The organism is Mycolicibacterium peregrinum, from assembly GCF_001665625.1.
GTDB classification, from domain to species: Bacteria; Actinomycetota; Actinomycetes; order Mycobacteriales; family Mycobacteriaceae; genus Mycobacterium; species Mycobacterium peregrinum_B.
In genome coordinates, this window is the sequence record NZ_LZSY01000170.1 from 21649 (window position 1) to 44504 (window position 22856).

Here is a 22856-nt window from a genome sequence, read left to right on the forward strand (position 1 = left end):
TTCCCGGTAGAAACGGGATCGAGGGTAGTCATCGCTTGCACTCCGTTCTCGTGGATGTCACGCGCCCCGGGCGCGGGCGTAGTCGGCAATAAGGGAGGTGACCGCGTCGAGGCACGCCTCCCCGATCCGTTCCGAGGCGCCTTCTGGGTCACCCAGAACCCCGTTGGCGGAGACTGCTCCGATTCCGTCTTGAAATGCCCGATCGAGTAGCTGCTGGTCCACCTTGCCGATGTAGCCTCGTGCGAACCGGTCGATGCGGACCTTCTGTGGGTGAAGGGCAAGCATCACCGACGTCTCTGCGATGTCAGCGTGCCCTCCCACGTTGGCGCCCAGAGATGCCACGCAGTCCGCCGCCCGTTGCCACGCGTTCAAGATGGCCTCGGTATCGGAGAAGACGATGACTGTCAGCGGCGCGAGTGCCACCGTGAGTCGCACCTCGAAGTCACGCATCACGGGATGGTTCCCGATATGCCCGGAGAACATGAGGATTCGTTCGAAGCCATCCTTGGCGAGGTGCCGACAGTAGTCTTCGCACACCGATTCCAGCGTCGACGCGCGAAGCGACAGGGTGCCGGTGAATCCGAGGTGGTGCGGGGAATACCCCACCCGTACGGTCGGCAGAACCAGCGCGCCCCCGAGACGGCGCGCGACCCGCACCGCGAGCTCGTCAGCATGATCGGCATCCATCGACAGCGGTAGATGCCCACCATGCTGTTCGACCGCTCCCAACGGCAGAACTGCTGTGCGCGCTCCTTCCGAGATCGCCGCGCTGACCTCGGCGCTTGTCATGAACTCGATCCGAACCTCGTTCATCGATTCACCTACTTCGGACCGCCGCCGGCGAACCGCGCCTGGCGGGCAATCTCCCCCTGCTCATCGGCGTCGTACATCTCATCGACGAGGTCGCGGAAAGACGCGAGGATCGCCGAGCGCCGGATGGTGCCCTTGAGAGTCAACTCACCGTCCGCGGCCGACAGCAACCGTGGCAGGACGCGGAACTTCTTCAATTGCAGCGGCCTTGAGAGCTCAGAATTGACTTCGTCGATCCATGTGGCAAGCGCGACATCTCGGTCAGCCGTGGGCATCGCCCGTGCCTCCGCACTCACGCCGACCAGTACGGTCAGATACTTGCGCCCTTCACCGACGACAATCGCCTCGTCAATGAGTGGACTGGCCTTGAGTCGGAGCTCGATCGGCTGAGGGCTGACAGTTTTTCCGCCGCTGGTCTTGAGGACATCTTTGATTCTGCCGATGATCCGCACTTCCCCATCGGGGTCCATCTCCACCAGATCGCCTGTGCGATACCAGCCGTGGTCCATCGCAGCGGCCGTCGCCTCGGGGTCGTCGAGGTAACCGCTGAAGAGGCAGGGGCTGCGCAACTGCAGCTCCCCCTCTCCAGATACGCGCGCCTTCCACCGTGGGTCAGGCATGGTTTTCCCGATTGTTCCGGGTGGCGGGAATGCGCGATCCCACTGGGCAAGAACCGATCCGCAGGTCTCTGTCGTTCCGAAGAGCTCACGAAGGTCGAGTCCCCACATCTGCCACAACGCTGTCACCTCGGGGGACATGCTGCCCGAAGCCGTCCAGGTCACCCTGATGCGGTCCATGCCAACCTTTGCACGCAGGGGAATGAACACCCAACGGAGACAGATGTCGTTGAGATAGTTGAAATACCAAGGCACGTCCCGATCTGTCCAGCGCATCTCGCTTACTCTGCGAGCAATCCGCATCGCTATCGCGTACCGCAGCCGGAAGGTGACGCCAGACTCCGAGAGCTTCTGCAACACCTCGCCGGCCAGCTTCTCATGCATCCGCGGTGGCCACAGGACCGCTGTCGGTCGCACGCCGACGAGCGCGTCCAGGCGTTGATCCATGGTGCAGTAAGTGATGACGAGGCGAGTCATGATCGGGGTGAATACTCCGATCAGCGCGGGTGCAACATGTGAGAGGCCCAGGAACGCGACGAGGTCGTGCCTGATCCTGCCGACCTCTGGGTACGACATGGCGAAGGCGAGCACCGAGTACTGCAAGGTGCGGTGCGTGTGGATCACACCTTTCGGCGCACCGGTAGAACCCGACGTGTAGAACAGGGCCGCGGGCTGGTCGATATCGCCCGCCTCAACCAGCGTCGCAAACAGCTCGGGTTCGGTCACCCCGCGGGATCGGCCGCGATGGCGCAGTTCTCCCCAGTGCACGGCCTGCACAGATTCCGCCAGGCCCTGCGGTTTGGTGTCGAACCCGATCGTCGCACGCAGTCGTGGCAGCTCGGCCGATACCGCGGCAACTTTCGCGACGTCTGCCGCGTTCTCCGCGAAAACGACTGTGACCTCGGAACTCTCCAGTGCCTGTTTGACTTCGGCGGTCGAGCTCGTGGGGTACACGCCTACTGGAACACCGCCTCCACTGAGTATCGCGAGGGCGGCCACGACCCACTCGTGGCGGGTAGACGACACGATGGCCACCCGGTCGCCTGGCATGGCACCGAGATCATGCAAGCCCAGCGCGACCTCCCGCACCTGCTGGAGATATTCGCTCCACGTGGTCGGGCGGGCTGCCCCGTTGACCCAGCTGCAATACGCGATCACGTCGGGTTCACGCTCAGCACGGTCGCAGAGCATCTGAGCGAAAGTCCGATTCACGGCATCGAACCCCGTCAGGATGTCCAACACTGGCACCTCCGTATATCCCGTCGACGACGAGGTCGCTGCCCGCAGGTTTTGCATCTTCATAGTCAGTCCTGTTCCTCGGTCAACACGACTGCGCTTTGGCCGCGAGAGCCCTCCGGCCACTCCACCGTTGCCGCAACTCTCGCGCGGCCGGGTCGTCGAAATAATCGGCAGCGGCCTTCAGCGTGCGTTGCAGGGACGCCTCATCGCGCACGTCGTCCGCAGCGTTGACGCTGCCCTTCAAGGCACCATAGAGCACCGGAGCCTTCGAGCCGGCCGCGCGCGCCGTTGCGACGGCCGCCGGGATCAGCTCCTCGAGACCGGAGACGAGTTCGTCGATGAGCCCGATGTCGAGAGCGTGCTGCGCGTCGAAAAGCTCACCCGACAAGAGGATTCGCCGGGTAACGCGCACTCCGAGCACCCGGTTGGCTCGTTGGATCCCCTTGTCCGCCGGTAGCAGTCCGTGATTGATCTCCGGAAACCCGAACCGGGCGGAGTTGACAGCCAACGCACTGTCCGAAAAGAGTGCGACCTCCATACCACCGCCAACACAGTGCCCATTGATCGCGCTGACCACCGGACGCGGGTAGCGATCCATCGCCACGAGTAGTGCGTGGAATTCCCGCATTCGGATCTCGATCTCGCCGGCGAGCGCACCCTCCAGCTCCTTGATGTCGCCTCCACCGCTGAAGAACCGCTTTCCCTTACCGGTGAGGACGATCGGTGGTGCGTCCGGCCTGGCGCGGAGCTGCTCGAACAGGCCGGCAAGATCGTGGATGAGCTGGCGGTTCATCGCATTTGCCGGTGGCCTGTCCAACGCGACCACCAGAACACCATCGTGGTCAGCGGTGTCGAGGGTCGCAGACTGGCCGGTCGCGAGTGCGCTCATAGGTCACCTGGCTACGTTCGCCGGTTGCGCTCCCAGGACAGAGTGCGCTTCGCCGTGTGCGGACGGATACTTCGGCGGACGGCCTTCGCGGAAGGCCTGCCGGGCCTCGAAGTAGTCTGCACTCGCGAATCCGATGACCTCCAGCGCCGCGGAAAGCTCGTGCTGCGGAAGGGCATTGGTGAGCCATCCGGTGTTCAGGGACCGCTTTGTCCAGCGGATCGCCTGCTGCGAGCCCTGCGCAAGTTCGTCGGCGATCTCGAGGGCGCGATCCAGCACATTCTCCCTCGGTACAGCGAGACTCACCAAGCCGATTCGTTCCGCCTCGATGCCGGTCATGCTTGCCGAAGTCAACTGGTAGTACTTCGTCTTGGCCATCCCCACGAGCAACGGCCAGATGAGCGAGGAATGGTCGCCGGCGACCACGCCGACACGGGTGTGCCCGTCTCGAAGCAATGCATCCTCGGCGGCGACGCTGATGTCGGCCAGAAGCGCCATCGACAGACCCCAGCCCACTGCGGGACCGTTGATTGCCGAGATCAGAGGCTTGTCCATGTTGAGGAGGGCCGTGATACGTCTGCGCTCACCCTCCATGAGGGCCACCGCTTCGTCCAGCGTCGGCTCCGGCTGGCGTACATCCATGCCCGTGCAGAAGCCACGGCCGGCGCCCGTGATGACGGCAACCCGTGTTTCCGGGTCGCGGTCGACGTCTACCCAGATGTCCGACAGATGGTCGAACATCGGCATCGTCAAGGCATTGAGCCGGTCGGGCTTGTTGATCGTGATGAGCAGTACGCCATTGGGCCTGCGCTCGATCAGGACTTCCTCGGGGTAGCGGCTGAAGATGTCATCAGTGGCCAAGTTGCTCATCGTGTCTCTCCTACCGTGACAACACTCTTATGGGAATTGGACTGGGATTTGGACTCTTCGAACGCTTCGAGCTCCGCATAGTGAGCGGGTCGGGCCGTGCGGATGTCGGCCAAGATCGCGTCAGCGGGGCGCACCACAGCCCGTGGGTTCTTGAACCTGGGGATGACATATTTGCCGAAGAGCTCGATCGACTTCATCAGCTCTCTGTGTGGGAGTCCATCGATTCGCATGACGATGGCGTCTGCGCCAAGGTCGGCGAATCGCTGCACTTGTGCCGCACAGTCATCCGGGTCGCCCACGATGAATCCGGATGACTCCTCGAACATGTATCGCTCATCGTTGAAGTCGACGTTCCGCACCGCGCCCATGTACTGATAGTCGGCCGACAACTTGGACAGGCGCTGATACGCGTCAGTCGAAAGTGCAACCGTCTCTTTGAGATTCCGCGCCCACTTGAGGGCTTCGTCACGTGTCTCGGCACAGTGCATTCCGCCTCCGACGGCGACGAGCTTCTGAGCTTGCAGCGGATAGGTATGCGTGGCTGCCTCGAGGGCATCGTCGTAGATGCGCAACATGCTCTCGACAAACTCGAAGCCCAGGTAAAAGCCACCCACGATAGCCCCGATGCCGAGCTCGGCGGCCTTACGAACCGACTCCGGACTTCCGGCAGCCATCGAGATGGGGGGGTATGGCCGTTGAATCGCCTTGGGCACCAAGCTTCGCGGCGGGATCTTGTAGTGCTCGCCAACGTAGGAGAACACGTCATTGTGCAGGGCCCGCCGAATAACCTCCAGGCCCTCTATGAGCTGATCCTTGTTCTCGCTTGGTTCAACTTCGAAGGCGCGCAGCGCAAGTGTCGTGTTCCCACGTCCCACTCCGAGTTCCACTCGGCCGCTGGACAGGATGTCCTCGGTCGCCAACCGTTCGGCAACACGAAGGGCATGGTTGATGCGCGTGGGCAAGAGGGTGACCAAGTGCATGAATCGGATGCGCTTGGTCAGCGCCATCAAGTAGGGATAGATGACCTCAGGTGCGGAGGTTGTGGCCGTGCCGATCGCGACATGCTGCTCGGACGTTCCGAACGCGTCGAACCCCACCTCCTCCGCAAGTAGGACCTCGTCCACGAGCTCGCGGTAGCGGTGCTCATGGGTATGCCCCGGGACCGTCTCGCCTTCGCTCATGAAAATGAACCGCATATTCACACCACTTTCCACTAGGTGAACGCTTCTTAACGTAAGACGCGACGCCTTGGTTGTCAACGCAGAACTTCGATCGAGTTTTGAGTGCGTCCCGCGCTGCCGACTGAACCCAGTTCACCTGGCAGTATGCCGAGATTAGGCTGTGCGGACACGGTCCCGTCGGCCCAGGGCGCCCGAGTGACCCTAGTTACGAGATATTAATGATCATTAATGCCGTTCTGCCCAGCCGTCCGGCCAGCGGAGGTGCAACGTGGCCTCAACCTCGTGCGCGCCCCTCGACCGCTCCCGAACTCGGCGGCGCCTGGCACCGTGGCTATCGTTGTTTGCCATGACCACTGACGCTGCCGCGCACGAGCCGTCCGTCGGCACTTCACGCCGGGATGTCTTGCTCAAGGTGGCCGCCGACCTGTTCTTGCGAAACTCCTACGACGGAGTGACCGTGGACATGATCTGCACAGCGGCCGGAATTTCCGGGCCGGGCCTCTACAACCACTTCGAGAACAAGCAGGCTCTCTTAATCGCCGTGGTGGAGAGTCCCTTGGCGGCTCTGCACCGGTTCGCCAGGGAAACGGCGGAAGCGGAGCCCGATCCGCGGGCGGCACTCGAGATCTTGGTCGACTTCCACATCAGGAGCGTGGTGACCTCAGCTCCGACGACGCTCGTCTTCATGAAGAACGAACACGCCTTACCGGAGAAGGACCGGCGGCGAATCCGGCGCGAGATGAATCTCTATGCCGAGGAATGGATTTCCATCGTCGCAGCATTGCGGCCCGACCTGTCCGAGCCAGAGGTTCGGCTACTCACCCATACGGTGTTCTCAATGCTCAATTCCGTGGCGACTCTCAACAAGGGCCTGGACCACGAGTCCATCGTCAAGACGATGTCGACCGCAGCGATCAAGGCGCTCACCTCGCCCAGCGACGATTGATATGTCGGCCGGGCCCGGCCAGATATTCGCGTAGGGATTCCACTTCGGCACCGTCAGGGATGGCTCTCGGAACCGTTCGACTCTTGGTGCGTTTAGTACAGCGCAGCCAGTGTCATCGCTATGCATACTGCGCCGATCAGCCCAACATAGGCACGGGCGTGGACGACGTCGGGGATCGTTATCCCGGAGCGCCGCAGCACAACCACCACCGGTGTCGCACCCAGCAGCAGCGCGGCCGCAGAGGTGACATCCACCGATGCGATCAGCGGCACAACGGCGGGTGCTGTGATGGCGAGCGTCATCGGATTGGCAAGAGCTGTCGCCGATTCCATGGAATGCCCGGCTCGACGCAGCAGCGGGACGGTAAGCACGCTGCCACCCACCCCGACGAACGCTGCCACCGCGCCAACCGGGAACCCGAATCCCGCTCGAATAGTGCGGTGTTGGGTGACCACACCGACTGGGCGGACGAAACCCGGCCGGGCGAGGGCATCCATGAGTGTTGCACCGAGGTACGCCACGAATGCCCACCGTCCGAGTTCGGCCGGCGCAAATCGCGCGGCCAGGCCGCCCACTACCCCGCCCACCGCCAGCAGTGCCAGCAGGACACGCCTCCCGCGCAGGCTCGCCAGGATCTCGCGACGGGTCGACGCGGTGGCAATAGCTGAAGCAGCGAAGACTACGACGGCCGATGTGGCCACTGCGGTTCGCATCGCTTCAGCGCCGAGTTCGGCGTCCGTCCACACGATCACCGGAACGGTGACGAACCCACCGCCAAAACCAAACAACACCGTCGTGACGCCCGAAAGCGCACCAATTACGACCAGGATCTCGAGGGTCACGCTCTCATCGAACCGCCTCGGGATGTTTGTCAACAAGCGAAAGTCAGACGACTATCTTCGCGTTTCGGACATAGGGTGGACAGGTGCGCAATGTCGCGGCAGATGACTTCGACGAGGCGCCGCGGGTGGTATTGCCCGTAGGAACCGACTATCCCGACGGCTTCGTACTGGACTGGCATTCCCACCGGCGCGCGCAGTTTCTACACAGCGTGACCGGAGTGATGGTGGTCGAAACGCGCGATGGCACCTGGACAGTTCCCACCGACCTCGCGGTACTGATCCCGCCGGGCGTTCAGCACCTGATGCGAACCCAGGAGGTGAGCACTCGCAGCCTCTACATAGAACCCCAGGCCGTACCCTGGTGGCCCCACCGCTGCATCGTGGTGGAAGTGACCCCGCTGCTGCGTGAACTCCTGCTTGTCGCAGTAGATTTCGACGCAGACTACGATCCGTCCGGTCGCGAGGGCGCAGTTACGGCGTTGCTGTTGCATGAGATCGCCGCGCTGACTCCCATGGCACTTCATGTCGCACTGCCCAGCGCCCCGGACCTAGGCGCACTATGTCGCGACTACCTCACCGAACCGGACGTTCGAATTGACAACGCGCAGTGGGCCGCCCGGGTGAACCTCGGCGAGAGAGCATTCAGCCGCCGGTTCCGCGCCGAAATGGGCGTCAGCCCCGCCGCGTGGCGTCGCCGCGCGCGACTGCTCGCCTCAGTTCCACTCCTACGCCACGCCACTGTCACCGAGGTGGCAGGCCGCCTCGGGTACGCAAGCCCGGCCGCGTTCACGGCCGCCTTCTCCGCCGAGTTCGGAACGTCGCCATCGCGTATGACACGGGCGCCCCGGGCAGGCTGACAGGCCGAGCACGTCCTGATCGGTAGCCACCACAACTTCCTGCGGCGCACCTGGGATTACCTAGGTGGCTAGCCGCCGCACGATCTGACCGGCCCGGCGCAGCACGTCCATCTGCGCCGGGTTGTAGAGATCGGCCATCGCGTCATCGATGGTCTTTTCGGCGAAGTTCGCACCGCGCGGCGCGTCGGCGCGGGCCTCGGCGAGTCCGGGATGAGCCTGCCGGACCGACCAGATGTAGGGCGCCAGCCGCTCGGCGAGATCCTGGCGGGTCGCCTCGTCGGCGTCGGCGGAAAGCGTGTCCAGCTCCGATGCGGCCGGATCCTCGCGGGTGTCCCTGATCAGGTCGGCATAGACCTGTCGGCCGCGCGGGCCCAGCACCCGGCTCAGGACCACCACCAGTTTGCGATCCGCGTCGGTCATCTTGGCGACGGCGTCCACGGGCGCGAACTCGGGCGGCAAATCCGTCGGCGCGGAGCTCTCCAGCAGCTCGCCGAGCTCGTCGCGGGCCCGTTGCAACCGGTCAATGGTCGCCGCCAGCTCGGCGTCCAGTTCCCGCAACGCCTGTTCCGGATGCTCGTCGGTGTCACCCATCGCCGCGATCTGCGGGAGCGAGAACCCCAAGTCGACGAGCCGTTTGATGCGGACCAATCGGACCAGGTGTGCCACGCCGTACTGCTTGTATCCGTTTGACCGGCGTTCGGGCTCCGGGAGCAGGCCGACCTGGTGGTAATGGCGGACGGCGCGCAAGCTGGTGCCGGCCAGTTCGGCGATCTCCCGAGTACTCCACGCCACCTGTCCATCATGCCCAGGCCCATGCCCGGGACTTGACTGTGCCGTTGCGTCCGAGTGTGCGATGGAGGGATGCCAACACCTGAGTTGCTCTCCGTCGACGATCTGTTCGCGCCGCCCGCCCGCGCGCAGGCATCGATCTCACCCGACGGCACCCGTATCGCCTACCTCGCGCCATGGCGGGACCGCCTCAACATCTGGATCCAGGACGTGGGCAACCTCGACGGCGAGCCGCAGCGCATTACCGCCGACAGCACCCGCAGCATCATTCATTACGAGTGGACCAGGGACTCCCGCTGGCTGCTCTACCTGCAGGACACCGGCGGCGACGAGAACTGGCATGTCTTCCGGGCCGACCCGCAGGACCCCGAGTCCGGTGCGGTCGATCTGACCCCGTTCCCGGGAGCGATGGCCGGCCACGAACTGCTCGGCGATCCGGCCAAGGCGATGGTGTACTCCAACAAGCGCACACCGACCCTGATGGACGCCTACGAGCTGGACATCGCCACCGGTGAACTCACCATGGTGGCGAAGAACCCCGGCAAGGGAGCAGGCTGGCGGGCCAGCAGCAACGGCGACTTGTTCTCCACCGCACTGACTGCCGACGGTGACGTGGAGCTGTTGCAGTGGGAGCCGCGGACCGAGACGCTGCGCTCCATCGTCACCTTCGACGGCCGTGACTACACGATGGGGCTCTACCCGATCACCGTCACGCCGGACGGCACCGGCATCTGGATCGGCTCCAACGACGGCACCGACCGGACCCGCATCGTGCGCGTCGACGTCATCACCGGCGAGCAGACCCACGTCGACAGCCATCCGGTCTACGACGTGGACACCCGCGCCAGCGTGGTGAACACGCTGGCCGAGCCGCTGATCCTGGACCGGCGCACCGGCGATCTGCTCGGGGTGCGGTACCTGTTGGAGCGTCAGGTGATTCAGCCGCTGGACCCGCACTTCGCGTCGGTGCTGGCGAACCTGGAGAAGCTGTCCGACGGCGACGTGAACGCCATCAGCTCCGACCTGACCGGCCGACGCTGGGTGGTCAGCTTCACCCATGACCGCGAAGCCGGGATGACCTACCTCTACGACCACGACACCGGGGACAGCCGGCTGCTGTTCGGGTCTCATCCGCAGCTGGATCCCGAGGTCCTGGCGGCGATGGAGCCCGTCACCATCCGCTCGCGCGACGGGCTGGATCTGCACGGGTATCTGACCCTGCCGGTCGGGGTGCCGCCGAAGGATCTGCCGATGGTGCTACTGGTGCACGGCGGGCCCTGGGCGCGGGACGGTTGGATGTTCTCCCCGCCGGTGCAGCTGCTCGCCAACCGCGGATATGCGGTGCTGCAGGTCAACTTCCGCGGGTCGGCGGGCTTCGGCAAGGCCTTCACCAAAGCCGCGGTCGGTGAGTTCGCCGGCAAGATGCACGACGATCTGATCGACAGTGTGGACTGGGCCGTCGAGCAGGGGTATGCGGATCCGAAGCGGATCGCCATCTTCGGTGGCTCCTACGGCGGATACGCGACGCTGGTCGGCGTCACTTTCACACCCGATGTGTTCGCTGCCGCAGTCGATTACGTCGGCATCTCTGATCTGAGCAACTTCATGCGGACGCTACCCGAGATCGCCCGCCCGCACCTGGCCAACAACTGGCATCTGTTCGTCGGCAACCCGGACGACCCGGACCAGTTGGCCGACATGCTGGCCCGTTCGCCGATCACGAAGGTCGACCAGATCCGCACGCCACTGCTGGTCATCCAGGGCGCCAACGATGTTCGCGTGGTCCAGGCCGAGTCCGACAACCTGGTCGAGGCGTTACGCGACCGCGGAGTCGAGGTGGAGTACATGATCAAACACGACGAGGGGCACGGATTCATCAACCCGGACAACGTGATCGACATGTACAAGACCGTCGACCGCTTCCTCGCCGAGCACCTGGGTGATGGAAGGAAATCGTGACAAACGGACCGGGGCAAGGACATTCACCGACCTTGCTCGAACGGGTGGGCGGGGTGTCCGGGCTGGTGTACGCCAGCCTGCCCACGTTTGCCTATGTCATCGCGAACGCGATCGCCGGCCTGGACGCCGCGGTCGTGATATCCGTCAGCGTCAGCGTCGGTCTGATCATGCTCCGGCTGTTGTGCAAGCAGCCTATTCAGCCGGCGGTATCGGGTCTGCTCGGGGTCGTCGTCGCCGCGCTGATCGCGCACTACACCGGGTCCGCCGAAGACTACTTCCTGCCTGGAATCTGGCTCAGTCTGGCGATGGCGGCCGTGTTCGCCGTATCCCTCTTGGCGCGACGCCCCTTGGTCGGAGTGATATGGAACCTGCTGCGTAGCGCCGGGCCCGATCGGTCATGGCGCGCCGACACCGTGGCGCTGCACGCGTTCGACGTCGCCACACTGGCATTCGTGGCGCTGTTCTCCGCGCGATTCGTTGTGCAGCAATGGCTTTACGATGGCGGCTTCACCGGCTGGCTGGCGCTTGCCCGGATCGCCATGGGCTATCCACTGCTCGGCGCGGTATCCGTGGTGGTGTACTGGGCGGTCCGCCGCGCGAACCGGCAGATCGGCTCAGACATCGACCGGCACAGCACAGGGACCGATGCGAGCGACTCTCCGGAGCCCGCCGCGTGCCCCTGATGCGGTGATGGGGCGGTTCCTGGCCAGTCGTGAGTCGTTGATTCTGGCGCAGTAGATTCCGATGCCGCCCAGGATTTGAACGGTGGATTGGTCCAGACGTTCGAGCGAGGTTGCCGTTGCATGATCGGACCAAGGCGTGGATGTCGACGTTGCGCTAACGCATTGAGGTGTGGTGCCGGGCGCAGTAAGTTCGGCGACGACGTCGTGCGCGCTGCTCGCAACCGTGACGACGTACATATTGCCCATATGGCAAGTTCACTTGCCACCTCAGACCCCAGGCGGCCACCCTCGTGGCGTGACCACACCACCGAACCCATTTGACGATCCCGCGCACGTCGCCATGTACGCCAAGCGCGCCGGGCAGATGGTGCCCGCCCTGGCCGACATTCACCGCCTGGTCGGCGTCCTCATCGAGGAACGCGCTCCGTCTGACGCGAGGCTGCTGGTGCTGGGGGCCGGCGGAGGACTGGAGACGAAGGCACTCGCGGAGACTCACCCAGGGTGGACCTTCGATGCGGTCGACCCATCGGCTGCGATGCTGGATCTCGCGGTACAGACCCTCGGATCAGACGCGTCGCGGGTGACGATGCACAACGGATACATCGACGACGCACCGCTTGGCCTCTTCGACGCCGCAACCAGTCTGCTGACACTGCACTTCCTTGCACCCGACGAACGACTGCGTACAGCGACCGAGGTACGACGCCGGCTGATGCCCGGGGCCCCGTTCGTCGTGATGCATCTCAGCATCGCGCACCGCGATGAGGCTGAACGACAGACCTGGATAGACCGGCATGTGGCATACCTCGTCGCAACGGGCATCGATCCCGCGGATGCGCAGAAGGCTCGTGTTGCAATCGAATCCGGCGTCCCCGTCGTGTCACCAGAGGAAGACCGCACCATCCTCGAGGAGGCCGGCTTCACCAACGTCGCAGACTTCTTCCTGGCGTTCAACTTCCGGGGATGGGTCGGCTACGCGTAGTCCACCCGGAGATCTAGCTAGCTTCGTCTCGCTTTCCGGCCGGCTGTCAGTGTTGATCGACCGGGGTGTGAACCCGGCTTTCCGCGATGCGCATGGTTTCGCGAAGGTTGGCTGGGTCTCGCTCCACCAGCATCAACAACTCCTCAGCTAGACGCTGTTGCATTCGCCCCCAGAACCCAAGATGGAATTGCCAGCGGAGAACTGGAAACGACAACCGAGCGGGGTGTAGGTTGCCATTCTGGACGGCGGACGACAGCTCTCCTACCTGTGACTTTGCCAAAGTGGCCACGGAGCTGGCGGGCGCATCTTTGCCATTCCGATTGCGGATCCGAGAACGGGACGGTTGTCCACGAACTGGGAGCCGGTTCGACTAGATCGCCGTACCCGACCGCACATGCGTGGATGCTCGATCGCTGTCTAGCGGAGTAGACCGATCGAACAGAGTCGTGGTCGATACCCAACAGGAAGCCTCGCCAGTGGTCAGAGTTTGTCGAACTCTTCCTGGGCTACGCGCATGGCGGCCAATGCAGCTGGCGCGCCGCAGTATCCGCTGGTGTGGATGATCGATTCGGTGATCTCTGCGCGAGTGAGTCCGTTGTTGAGAGAGCCGCGCACGTGGCCGCGAAGCTCATCGTGCGCTCGCAGTGCTGTGAGGATTCCCAGGTTGAGCAGGCTGCGGTCGCGGCGATCCAGGCCTGGGCGGTTCCAGATCCCGTCCCACACATGCTCGGTGATGAAGTGTTGAAGCTGTTCGGATTCGCTACCTGAAGTGCGGGTTAGTGCCTGGGTGACGAAATCGGTGCCCATCACTTCCTGACGAGTGCGCAGGCCGTTGGTGTAGGCCGGAGTTTTCATAGGTTCGGAGTTCGAGGGTTCGTTGTTAGTCATTGGCTGCCTGTCTGTCGCCGGAAAGGGGTATCCGTATCGTTCGCCGGCCACGATGCACATCACGGCGTGCCGGCCAGTTCAGGGGTGGTCGATGATGGGCAGCGGCGTGGACTCGTTGTGGACGATAGGTGCGCCGTGACCGGGAACCAGGGTATAGGCAGGTTGGCCGGCGAGCTGTTGTGCGCTGAGCCGGGACAGTGCTTCGTCGTGATTGAAGAACGATGGCAGCAGTTGCGGGCCGTCGTCGTCCAACAGGGGGTGCCCGGTGACGAGGGCGTCACCGGAGAACAGAACTTTCTCCGAAGGCATGAAATAGGCGGTGTGACCGGAGGTGTGTCCCGGCGACGGCACGGCGATCAGTCGACCCGGCAGTTGGGCGAGCACCTCGGCCGCGGCGGCAGTCGCTGTGGGCACTGTTGTCTTGATTCCCCCTCGCGCGGCTCTGATCGTTTGAGTGACCCACTTTCGACCACGCCGACTTCCGAGCTGTTTGAGCATCTCGCCAGGCGTAATTTGTTGTAGGTATTCGCGTTTGGCGTGCCGAACTTCTTCGGATCCGGTGTAGACCGGCATCCCGATGCGCTCGACGAGCGTGGGGATCGCGCCAATGTGGTCGAGGTGAGCGTGGGTCAACAGCACGGCGGCCACCTCATCGAGGTGGTGTCCGATTTGACGAATCGAGTCGAGCAGATTGTGGGTGTCGGCCGGATACCCGGCGTCGACGATGGTGACCGCGGATCCGTTGCTGATCAGTGCCCAGTTCACGTTTGTGCCGGCGACCACGTAAACGGAGTCCGACACCTGATCGATCCTCACCGAGATATCACCTCTAGCCTTGGATTCGGTGTTCGATGACACCGATCGCATCGATTTCCAGCCGCAGTTCGTCACCCGGCGCCAGCCATCGGCCCAGTTCCATCCCGCTGCCACCGGGCAGTGTGCCCGTGCTCAGCAGCTCGCCGGGAAAGAGCTGTTCGTCGCGCGATGCGTGGGCGACGGCCTCGGCCATGGAATACCGCGTACCTGCAGTTGTGGTGTGCGAGACCGCTTTCCCGTTGATGGTCACGCTCGCGGCCAACCCGTCTAGACGGGCCGCAAGTGCTGAGCCGGCGACTGCGGTAGCCGACATCGAGCTGATGAAGTGCTTGGCTTTCTGCGGGCCGAAACCGGAACGCATTTCGGCCAGTTGCACGTCCCGCGCGGAGAAATCATTGACGACGACGACTGCGGCGATGGCGGCTGCAGCCTGCTCGACGGTGGCGTCGCGCAGTGGGGTTCCGAGCACGACACCGAGCTCGAGCTCGAAATCGAGGGCGCGACTATAGGACGGCGTGCGAATGGGCACTCCCGACGGTACAAACGTCAACGCGTTGGACATGTAGTAGATCGGCTCGCGATACCAGAGCGCCTTGGGCCGAAACGAGGGAAACGTTCGGCGAGTGACGGTTTCGTAGAGCCGAGCCACCCTATAGCCGCTCGGCACGAACCGCTTCGCCAGGCCACGGGCCGCATCAACGGCATGCTTCTCGTACACCATGAAATCGCGGAACGACGCCGGACAGACAGGCAGTACGGTGGCTCCGTCGGCGAGGCCCAACTGTTCATAGCGGGCGATCTCGAACGCCGGCGTGAACGCCGTCGGAGGCGTGCGCAGATCGTCGATCCCGATGGCGTCCTCGACAGCCAACCAGCCTGCCTTGCTCGAGATTTGGGTGTCAATGCGGTGGTCGGCGGCGTTGAGGACGCGCCGCATCCGTGGCAAGCCCTCGATCTCCTCGGTCACCGGACCGACTCCGCGATCGGAGCGCTCAAATGGTCGCGCAGAAATCTCGCCGCCAACTGCGTCCAATGCTCGGCGTTGCCCATGGCGCAGTGATCATCACCGGCATACAGCGCCAGCAATGCATTGGGCGCTTCGGCGGCGATGTTGATCGAGTCCTGCGTATCGGCCAAGGTGTCGCGGGCTCCGTTGATCACCAATAGCGGGGCGGAAATCTTGCTGCACAGGTCGGTCAGTGCGAAATCTGCCAACTTGCGCGACAAGTCGAGCGGGCTCGTGGCACCGAGAGTGTTGAGGAGGGTCCATACCAGGATTTCCGGCATGCCGACGGAGTTGAGCGTGCCGAAACTCCGGTCCGCGAGGGGCCCGTTGGACACCACCGCCTTCAACCGGTCGTCGACGGCGGCCATTCGGGTCGACCAGTACCCGCCGAAACTCGCGCCGAACATGCCGAGCCGGTCGGTGTCGACGCGGGGCTCAGCGACCAGGTAGTCGACGACTTTGGTGTATGCGGTTTGGGCGCCTTCCACCGTCAGTGGCGCGCTATAGCCATAGGTGCCCGGCATCTCCATGACGAACAGGCCCAGATTCCCGTCTCGCTGGGCCAGCATCGGGAACAGCGCCTCGGCGATGCTGCCCTCCAGTCCGTTGGTGACCAGCACCGTTGGCACGTGGGTTGCGTCTTGGGGCAGCAGTAAGTACCCGCGGACCACGTCATCGCCACCGGAGGGGATTTCCACCACATCCACTGTCCACCCCATGGCCGGGGCGAGTGCGGTCATCAGAACCTCGGTCAGCCGATCCATTCGCTTGTAGGCGCAGAGCCGGCGCGGACTGAATCCTGGCCAAGCAGCGGCGAATTCGTAGACCAGCGCCTTGATCAACGCGTCCAGGGCCTCGGCGGCATCGGCGGATTCCGGGTGCTGGCTGCTGAACTTGACCACCGCGTCCGGATCGGCCACGGCTCCCCGATCGGCCAGGATCGTCACCGCAGGGCCCAACAACTCGCCGAGCACGGCGACGTCGACATCGCCCTGAGGGTCAGCGAGTTGTTCAGCGGACGGGCCGCCCAGGCGCTGGAGCGCCTTATCCGCCCGCGCCAATTGGTCATCGGCGAAGCCCTGCCAGTGCGACGCCCACTGTGCATCCTCGAATGTTCGACATGTGCACAGCTGGTTGCGGAACTGCGCATCGGTGAAACCGCCCAAATGCGTGAATCGATCCACAAATAGTTTGGGCAGAAATTCCGCCACTCCCAGCCGTCGCGCCGCCCAACCTGTGGTGTGCGTCAGCGCGCATGCCGTGACGGCCACCCGCTTCGCAGCTTGCAGCACCGATGCCATGACCAGCCTCCTCAGCGGACACAGTTGCAGAATTTTCTGCGTTAAAGATAGACGGCAAGGCTGGGTAAAAGCAAGAAACTCTGCTTTAGTATGGGCGCATGGTCGAAGTCGCTGATCCCCCACCACCCCGATCGCGGCCCGGCGGCCGCGCCGCCCGCGTGAAACAGGCAGTCCACCAAGCGGTGATCGACGCGGTGAGCGAGCACGGTGCCGACAAGGTCAGCATTCCCGACGTGAGCCGGCGTGCCGGCGTCCGCGACAGCTCCATCTACAGACGCTGGGGAACCCGGGAGAATCTGGTCCTTGACGCCCTACTGACTTCCAGCGCACGGGAACTGCCGATCCCCGACACCGGGTCGCTGCACACAGATCTGACCGCGTTCGGCTCCGCACTCGGTGAATACCTGGACACCCCGCTGGGCCGCGGCCTGGTGCGATCACTGTCTGCGGTCAGCGATTCCGACGACGTGGCCGCTGCCCGAGAAGCGTTCTGGGAACGGCGCTATCAGATGACCTTGCCGATGATCACGCGTGCGATCACCCGTGGCGAACTTCCGGGTGACGTCGATGCCCGGCAGGTGATCGAACTGCTCATCGCACCTATCCACTTCCGAAGCGCCCTCACCCGCCATCCGGTCGATGCGACCTACGTCTCCGAACTGGTAGGACGGGTCATTCAGGCAGCCCAGAATCCCCACTCTGCCGTGAATCCCTGATGGCCAGGAATCACAGAACGCGGCCTTCCCGCGAAGCATCGGAACACAGGGAAACCTTCTCGGACTGGGTTGGGACCATCGGGCTGCAGCAAGACATTCGCCTTGGCCCAAGGCTCGAATCCGACCTCGGCTTGGACCGAGGGGACTGGTTCATCGTCGCGATAAACGTTGACCTGTCCTGCGTGAAAGGGACTCCTGACCGAATCACGATCGACGCAGTCGATCTCAGCGCATTTCATGACCACGCCGGATCTGGAAGCTTCTTCGACATCCTCGCACTGGCCGACGCTCACGGAGCATTGCCCGTCACGCGCATCGAACTTTCCAACGAAAAAGCCCGGAACATCTTGCGCTACATGACCAAAGGCTGGATTCAGCTTCACATGTCCGGGCTCGACGCCTCCATCAAAGTCGTGGCGCACCGAACGCAGCCTGGCACCGATGCGGAATCCTGTGCACTACAACACATTCAGCATTGACGACGTCGTCGTGTCGTAGAGAGAGAATGAGCTGCATTCCTTGAGTGGCGGTCAGCATAAGCAACCCTAATCTATCTGAAGAATCATTAGCTGTACTTGATCACTGCACGTCCATAGCCTCGAACGCATGGCTTCACCTGTGCTCATCGGATTCCTCACCACCATGGCGCTGATCGCCGCGATCGGCGCGCAGAACGCCTTCGTGTTGCGTCAGGGCATCCGTGGCGAGCACATCGTCGCCGTCATCGCGTTGTGCACGGTCTCCGACCTGATCCTCATCGCCGCCGGCATCGCCGGGGTCGGCGCGCTGATCACCGCGCATCCCGACGCGATGACGGTCGCGAAGTTCGGCGGGGCGGCCTTCCTGATCGGCTATGGCGCACTGGCCGCGCGGCGCGCCTTCCGGCCCTCGACCCTCAACCCGTCCGAGCGCACCCCAGCTCGCCTGGCCGAGGTGTTGGTCACCTGCCTGGCGCTGACCTGGCTGAACCCGCACGTCTACCTGGACACCGTGGTGCTGCTCGGCTCGCTGGCCAACGAGCACCACGAGCAGCGGTGGCTGTTCGGCGCCGGCGCGGTGGCCGCGAGTGCGGTGTGGTTCACCGGCCTGGGCCTGGGTGCCCGCCGACTGGCTGGACTGTTCGCCACCCCGATGACCTGGCGCATCCTCGATGGACTGATCGCGGTGATGATGATCGCGCTCGGCACGAGCCTCGCGCTGTCCTGAGCCTCGGAGGACGCTCAGCCCGACATGCGCCGGGGCGGGTCTCGATCGATTTCCGGCGATGAGACAGAATCAGCAGGTGAACCGCATGTTCCGGCGTGGAGTGCCGACGGAGGCCCCGCACCCCTTTGCGAATGCCCCGGCCTGGTTCACCTCTGCCCTGGAACAGACCCCCGAGCACTCGACCATCGACGTCGACGGCTGCGCCATCCACGTGCGGAGCTGGGGTGATCCGGACAATCCGCCGCTGGTGTTCGTTCATGGCGGCGGCGCTCACTCCGGCTGGTGGGATCACGTCGCCCCGTTCTTCGCGCGAACCCATCGCGTCGTCGCACCCGACCTGAGCGGGCACGGCGAGAGCGACACTCGCAAGGAATACGCCCTGTCGATCTGGGCCCGCGAAGTGCTCGCCGCCTCGGACGCCTCCGGGTCCACGGCGCGGCCCACGATCGTCGGCCACAGCATGGGCGGCTGGGTGGGGGCCTCGGCCGCCACCCGCTACGGCGCGCAGATCGACAGCATCCTGGTCATCGACTCCCCGCTGCGTGATCGCGCCCCGGAGGAGGTCCGGTTGCGCAACCGACGTCGCGACACCGCCGGATACGCGACCGAGGACGAGATCCTGGCCCGATTCCGGGCGGTGCCGAAGCAGGACGTGACGCTGCCCTACATCGGTCACCACATCGCCGTGCAGTCGGTGCGCAAGACCGACAACGGGTGGGTGTGGAAGTTCGACCCGGACATCTTCGGCGGCCATCTGATGGACGAGACAGCCACCGACCAGGAACTCCTGGAGCACACGTTTGCTCGAATCCCTTGCCGGGTCGGGTATTTGCGATGCGAGAACGGGGTGGTCCCACCGCCCATGGCGGCCCAGATCCGGTCGATGCTGCAACTGCGCGGCCCGTTCGTCGAACTCGCCGAGGCCGGCCACCACCCGATGCTGGATCAGCCCCTACCGCTGGTGGCGACGATCCGGACGCTGCTGGAGTTCTGGTCGATCACCTAGCGGCCAACGGCCCGGCGAATGACTTCTTCAGCGCGCTCGGGGCGACGGCCGGCAACAAGGCGGCCAGCAGTTTGCGCTTGAGACCGGTGGGAGTGCGGACGAGTTCGATGTCGATGCGCGTGCCGGTCTCCTGCGGCGTGAGTTGAAATGTCCAGCCGCCGCCCGGGCCGAAGACCTTCGAGTCATGGGTGGTCACGGTGACGCGCCGCCGCTCGGCGTCCCAGTCGTAGCGGGCGCGCTCCCACGCCGACGCTGTGCCTTCGGTCACTTCTGCCCAGGTGTCGCCCAACGCATGCACCCGAAAATGCTCCTCGTCGATGGTTGGCCACCGATCTGGCCGGGACGGCCCAAAGTCGGTGAGCACGTCCATGAGGGCGACGGGGTCGAGCGTCGACGACATCTGGAACCGAACCACGGGCATGCTTGCTCCTTTGGGATTGAACTGGGACATACCGACATTCAGCTGGTATCCGCGCGGGCTGCGCAGCCGACGCGAACGCCGCATGCTTCATCTGACCCGAGGAAAATGATCTAGTCCAACGATGGTTTTTGATGGGAACCATCTGAGTTAGAGATGACCTTGTCAGCGCGCGGATCGGCCCGGCAGAATCCCCGAGGCATCTGATCTTGATTCGATACCCATTCTTTCGGCCGTGGCTGTCGGAGGCTGTCTGCCTTCCAAGAGAGAATGCTTACGCCGCCCGCCGAAAGCGAGCGGCTGGAACCGATCGCTCCGGCATCGGCCCTGGTGGGAAAGGACCAGCAGTGAGTTACAACGCCGCAGACATCACCGAGCTCGACGATGTCCAGCACACCCGCCTGCGGCCGGCGGTCAACCTTGGTCTCGACGTGCTCAACACGGCGCTGCGTGAGCTGGTGGACAACGCGATCGAAGAGGTCGCCGATCCCAGCCACGGCGGGTCCACGGTCACCATCACCCTGCACGCCGACGGCTCGGTCAGCGTCGCCGACGACGGTCGCGGCCTTCCGGTCGACTCCGACCCCACCACCGGGAAGAACGGCATCGTCAAGACCCTGGGCACCGCGCGGGCCGGCGGCAAGTTCTCCGCGCACACCGACGCCACCAGCACCGGCGCCGGCCTGAACGGAATCGGCGCCGCGGCAGCGGTGTTCATCTCCGCCCGTACCGACGTGACCGTACGCCGGGCCGGCAAGACCTACCTGCAGAGTTTCGGCGGCGGTTACCCCGGCACCTTCGAGGGCAAAGACTTCGACCCGAACGCGGAGTTCACCCGCTCGGACACCCAGAAACTGCGTGGCACCGGCAACCGCAAGCCCGATGCGCACGGCACCACGGTGCGCATCCTGTTCGACGCGACGGTGGTGCCGGACTCGACCGTGGACATCGGCGAGGTCCTGCTGCGGGCGCATGCCGCGGCGCGAATGTCGCCCGGGGTGCACCTGGTCGTCATCGACGAGGGTTGGCCCGGTGAGGAAGTCCCGCCCGCCCTGCTCGAACAGTTCAGCGGCCCGTGGGGCACCGACACCCTGCTGGACCTGATGTGCACCACCTCGGGCAATCCCCTGCCCGGCGTGCGTGCCGTCGTGGAAGGCCGCGGCGAGTACACCACCGGCCGCGGCCCGACCCCGTTCCGCTGGTCGTTGACCGCGGGCCCGGCCGAGCCGGCCACCGTCGCCGCGTTCTGCAACACCGTGCGGACCCCCAACGGCGGATCCCACCTGACTGCCGCGATGAAGGGACTCTCCGAGGCCCTGGCCGACCGGGCGTCCCGCATCCGCGACCTGGGTCTGGCCAAGGGCGAGGACGGCCCGGAACCACAGGACTTCGTCGCCGTCACCGCCTTGGCCGTGGACACTCGAGCACCGGACGTGGCCTGGGACTCGCAGGCCAAGACGGCGGTGTCGTCGCGGTCGCTGAACGTCGCGATGGCCCCGGATGTCGCACGCAGCGTCACCATCTGGGCGGCGAACCCCGCCAACAACGACGCGGTGTCGCTGTGGACCAAGCTGGCGCTGGAATCCGCCCGCGCGCGGCGCAGCGCCGAAGGCGCGAAGGCCCGCTCCCGCGCGGCATCGAAAGCCAAGGGGCTGGGGACGAACCTGTCGCTGCCGCCCAAGCTGCTCCCCAGCCGGGAGACCGGCCGCGGTTCGGGCGCCGAATTGTTCCTGTGCGAGGGCGATTCCGCGCTGGGCACCATCAAGGCCGCACGCGACGCCACGTTCCAGGCGGCCTTCCCGCTGAAAGGCAAGCCACCCAACGTCTATGGGTTTGCGCTGAGCAAGGCGCGGGCCAAAGATGAGTTCGACTCGATCGAACGCATCCTGGGCTGCGGCGTGCGCGATCACTGCGATCCGGAGCTGTGCCGCTACGACCGGATCCTGTTCGCCTCCGACGCCGACCCCGACGGCGGCAACATCAACTCCAGCCTGATCTCGATGTTCCTCGACTTCTACCGGCCCCTCGTCGAGGCCGGGATGGTCTACGTGACGCTGCCGCCGCTGTTCGTGGTCAAGGACAGCCAGGACCGGATCTACTGCCAGGACGAGTCCGAACGCGACGCGGCCGTGGCGCAATTGAAAGCCACCTCGAAGCGCAAGGTGGAAGTGCAGCGCAACAAAGGCCTGGGCGAGATGGATGCCGACGATTTCTGGAACACCGTGCTGGATCCGCAGCGGCGCACCGTGATTCGAGTGAATCTCGACGACGGCGAAGCCAAGCTGCACCACACCCTGTTCGGCGGGCCGCCGGAAGGCCGGCGCACGTGGATGGCCGAAGTCGCCGCCCGTGTCGACACCGCAGCGCTCGACTTGACCTAGGAAGAAGTACTGTGACCGCCACCCTGGACGTTCCTGAGCAGAACCCTGACCTGGTGCTCGACCAGAGCGCCGATGACTACTGGAATCACTACCAGCTGACGTTCGCGCTCTACAGCGTCAGCGACCGCGCCATCCCCTCTGCATTCGACGGGCTCAAGCCGGGTCAGCGCCGCCTGCTCTACCAGATGCACGAGTCGAAACTGTTGCCCGGCAACAAACCGCAGAAGTCCTCGAAGATCTGCTCGGCGGTCACCGGTAACCTGCACCCGCACGGTGGCGCATCGATGTACGGGGCCGCGGCGGGAATGTCGCCCTGGATGCGGGGGAATGCGCCTTGTCCGTCAATGACTTTCACGCGCTGGAACTCGGCGGCCATGAGCGCCGCGGCCCCGTACATCGATGCGCCACCGTGCGGGTGCAGGTTACCGGTGACCGCCGAGCAGATCTTCGAGGACTT

The 22856-nt window shown here is 64.5% G+C and carries 22 protein-coding genes and 2 pseudogenes; 11 read left to right on the forward strand and 13 right to left on the reverse strand.

The features are described 5' to 3' along the window. Positions 1 to 57: 57 nt before the first annotated feature. From A5779_RS26685 to A5779_RS26705, 5 genes are read right to left on the reverse strand one after another with little or no spacing between them, the layout of a single operon-like run. Complete coding sequence (locus tag A5779_RS26685; RefSeq protein ID WP_064886732.1) at positions 58 to 813, reverse strand: creatininase family protein; 756 nt, start codon at positions 811 to 813, stop codon at positions 58 to 60. 8 nt (positions 814 to 821) lie between these two features. Beyond that, complete coding sequence (locus A5779_RS26690; RefSeq protein ID WP_236734892.1) at positions 822 to 2729, reverse strand: AMP-dependent synthetase/ligase; 1908 nt, start codon at positions 2727 to 2729, stop codon at positions 822 to 824. A gap of 19 nt (positions 2730 to 2748) precedes the next feature. After that, on the reverse strand, positions 2749 to 3555 hold the full coding sequence (locus A5779_RS26695) for an enoyl-CoA hydratase/isomerase family protein (protein WP_064886733.1): 807 nt from the start codon (positions 3553 to 3555) through the stop codon (positions 2749 to 2751). 3 nt (positions 3556 to 3558) lie between these two features. Beyond that, positions 3559 to 4422, reverse strand: a complete 864-nt coding sequence (locus tag A5779_RS26700; RefSeq protein WP_064886734.1) for an enoyl-CoA hydratase/isomerase family protein — start codon at positions 4420 to 4422, stop codon at positions 3559 to 3561. Beyond that, positions 4419 to 5618: an LLM class flavin-dependent oxidoreductase gene (locus A5779_RS26705; protein ID WP_064886735.1), complete on the reverse strand. Its 1200-nt coding sequence runs from the start codon at positions 5616 to 5618 to the stop codon at positions 4419 to 4421. Before A5779_RS26705 ends, A5779_RS26700 begins: the two co-directional genes overlap by 4 nt. Positions 5619 to 5949: 331 nt before the next feature. On the opposite strand from A5779_RS26705, the gene A5779_RS26710 reads away from it, so the two are divergent. Beyond that, positions 5950 to 6549, forward strand: a complete 600-nt coding sequence (locus A5779_RS26710; RefSeq protein ID WP_064886736.1) for a TetR/AcrR family transcriptional regulator — start codon at positions 5950 to 5952, stop codon at positions 6547 to 6549. Between the two features lie 92 nt (positions 6550 to 6641). On the opposite strand, the gene A5779_RS26715 is transcribed toward A5779_RS26710, so the two are convergent. Continuing rightward, positions 6642 to 7391, reverse strand: coding sequence for a sulfite exporter TauE/SafE family protein (locus A5779_RS26715; protein ID WP_064886737.1), 750 nt, complete (start codon positions 7389 to 7391; stop codon positions 6642 to 6644). 83 nt (positions 7392 to 7474) lie between these two features. On the opposite strand from A5779_RS26715, the gene A5779_RS26720 reads away from it, so the two are divergent. Then, entirely contained in the window at positions 7475 to 8248 is a 774-nt protein-coding gene (locus tag A5779_RS26720; protein ID WP_064886738.1) for an AraC family transcriptional regulator, read from the forward strand. A 60-nt stretch (positions 8249 to 8308) separates the two neighbouring features. Here A5779_RS26720 and A5779_RS26725 read toward each other — a convergent pair whose 3' ends face one another. Beyond that, the gene (locus A5779_RS26725) at positions 8309 to 9040 is read right to left on the reverse strand and encodes a helix-turn-helix domain-containing protein (RefSeq protein WP_064886739.1); all 732 of its coding nucleotides are present in this window, start codon (positions 9038 to 9040) and stop codon (positions 8309 to 8311) included. Positions 9041 to 9109: 69 nt separating this feature from the next. Here A5779_RS26725 and A5779_RS26730 point away from each other — a divergent pair, with 69 nt between their 5' ends. From A5779_RS26730 to A5779_RS26740, 3 genes are all read left to right on the forward strand, one after another. After that, positions 9110 to 10996, forward strand: a complete 1887-nt coding sequence (locus A5779_RS26730; protein ID WP_064886740.1) for a S9 family peptidase — start codon at positions 9110 to 9112, stop codon at positions 10994 to 10996. Continuing rightward, complete coding sequence (locus A5779_RS26735) at positions 10993 to 11679, forward strand: DUF3159 domain-containing protein (RefSeq protein WP_236734894.1); 687 nt, start codon at positions 10993 to 10995, stop codon at positions 11677 to 11679. The genes A5779_RS26730 and A5779_RS26735 overlap by 4 nt, the downstream gene beginning before the upstream one ends. Before the next feature lie 295 nt (positions 11680 to 11974). After that, the gene (locus A5779_RS26740) at positions 11975 to 12661 is read left to right on the forward strand and encodes a class I SAM-dependent methyltransferase (RefSeq protein ID WP_236734895.1); all 687 of its coding nucleotides are present in this window, start codon (positions 11975 to 11977) and stop codon (positions 12659 to 12661) included. A gap of 480 nt (positions 12662 to 13141) precedes the next feature. Here A5779_RS26740 and A5779_RS26745 read toward each other — a convergent pair whose 3' ends face one another. From A5779_RS26745 to A5779_RS26760, 4 genes are all read right to left on the reverse strand, one after another. After that, a complete protein-coding gene (locus A5779_RS26745; RefSeq protein ID WP_064886752.1) occupies positions 13142 to 13549 on the reverse strand; it encodes a carboxymuconolactone decarboxylase family protein in 408 nt (135 codons plus the stop codon). A 78-nt stretch (positions 13550 to 13627) separates the two neighbouring features. Further along, positions 13628 to 14365 carry an MBL fold metallo-hydrolase gene (locus A5779_RS26750; protein WP_082941866.1) on the reverse strand — a complete coding sequence of 246 codons (738 nt, stop codon included), beginning with the start codon at positions 14363 to 14365 and terminating at the stop codon, positions 13628 to 13630. Positions 14366 to 14378: 13 nt separating this feature from the next. Further along, on the reverse strand, positions 14379 to 15332 hold the full coding sequence (locus A5779_RS26755) for a fumarylacetoacetate hydrolase family protein (protein ID WP_236734896.1): 954 nt from the start codon (positions 15330 to 15332) through the stop codon (positions 14379 to 14381). After that, positions 15329 to 16672 carry an alpha/beta hydrolase family protein gene (locus A5779_RS26760; RefSeq protein ID WP_064886742.1) on the reverse strand — a complete coding sequence of 448 codons (1344 nt, stop codon included), beginning with the start codon at positions 16670 to 16672 and terminating at the stop codon, positions 15329 to 15331. The genes A5779_RS26755 and A5779_RS26760 overlap by 4 nt, the downstream gene beginning before the upstream one ends. A gap of 98 nt (positions 16673 to 16770) precedes the next feature. Between A5779_RS26760 and A5779_RS26765 the strand changes: the two genes are divergently transcribed. The 4 genes from A5779_RS26765 (at position 16771) to A5779_RS26780 (ending at position 19600) form a co-directional block, all read left to right on the forward strand. Then, positions 16771 to 17388, forward strand: a complete 618-nt coding sequence (locus A5779_RS26765; protein ID WP_064886743.1) for a TetR/AcrR family transcriptional regulator — start codon at positions 16771 to 16773, stop codon at positions 17386 to 17388. Next, entirely contained in the window at positions 17388 to 17867 is a 480-nt protein-coding gene (locus A5779_RS26770; RefSeq protein ID WP_064886744.1) for a hypothetical protein, read from the forward strand. The genes A5779_RS26765 and A5779_RS26770 overlap by 1 nt, the downstream gene beginning before the upstream one ends. Positions 17868 to 17994: 127 nt before the next feature. Beyond that, positions 17995 to 18594, forward strand: a complete 600-nt coding sequence (lysE, locus tag A5779_RS26775) for an L-lysine exporter (protein ID WP_064886745.1) — start codon at positions 17995 to 17997, stop codon at positions 18592 to 18594. 85 nt (positions 18595 to 18679) lie between these two features. Continuing rightward, a complete protein-coding gene (locus A5779_RS26780; protein WP_064886755.1) occupies positions 18680 to 19600 on the forward strand; it encodes an alpha/beta fold hydrolase in 921 nt (306 codons plus the stop codon). Here A5779_RS26780 and A5779_RS26785 read toward each other — a convergent pair. Then, positions 19593 to 20021 carry a hypothetical protein gene (locus tag A5779_RS26785; protein ID WP_064886756.1) on the reverse strand — a complete coding sequence of 143 codons (429 nt, stop codon included), beginning with the start codon at positions 20019 to 20021 and terminating at the stop codon, positions 19593 to 19595. The two genes, A5779_RS26780 and A5779_RS26785, sit on opposite strands and share 8 nt — an antisense overlap. Before the next feature lie 344 nt (positions 20022 to 20365). On the opposite strand from A5779_RS26785, the gene A5779_RS26790 reads away from it, so the two are divergent. Together A5779_RS26790 and A5779_RS35000 are read left to right on the forward strand one after the other, a co-directional pair. Next, positions 20366 to 22399 (forward strand): toprim domain-containing protein, encoded by a 2034-nt coding sequence (locus A5779_RS26790; RefSeq protein WP_064886746.1) that lies wholly within the window; start codon positions 20366 to 20368, stop codon positions 22397 to 22399. Between the two features lie 11 nt (positions 22400 to 22410). Then, positions 22411 to 22710: pseudogene (locus tag A5779_RS35000) on the forward strand (DNA gyrase subunit A); the annotation flags it as partial. Here A5779_RS35000 and A5779_RS34905 read toward each other — a convergent pair. Beyond that, positions 22686 to 22796 (reverse strand): annotated as a pseudogene (locus A5779_RS34905) (hypothetical protein); the annotation flags it as partial. The pseudogenes A5779_RS35000 and A5779_RS34905 sit on opposite strands and share 25 nt — an antisense overlap. Positions 22797 to 22856: the final 60 nt, after the last annotated feature.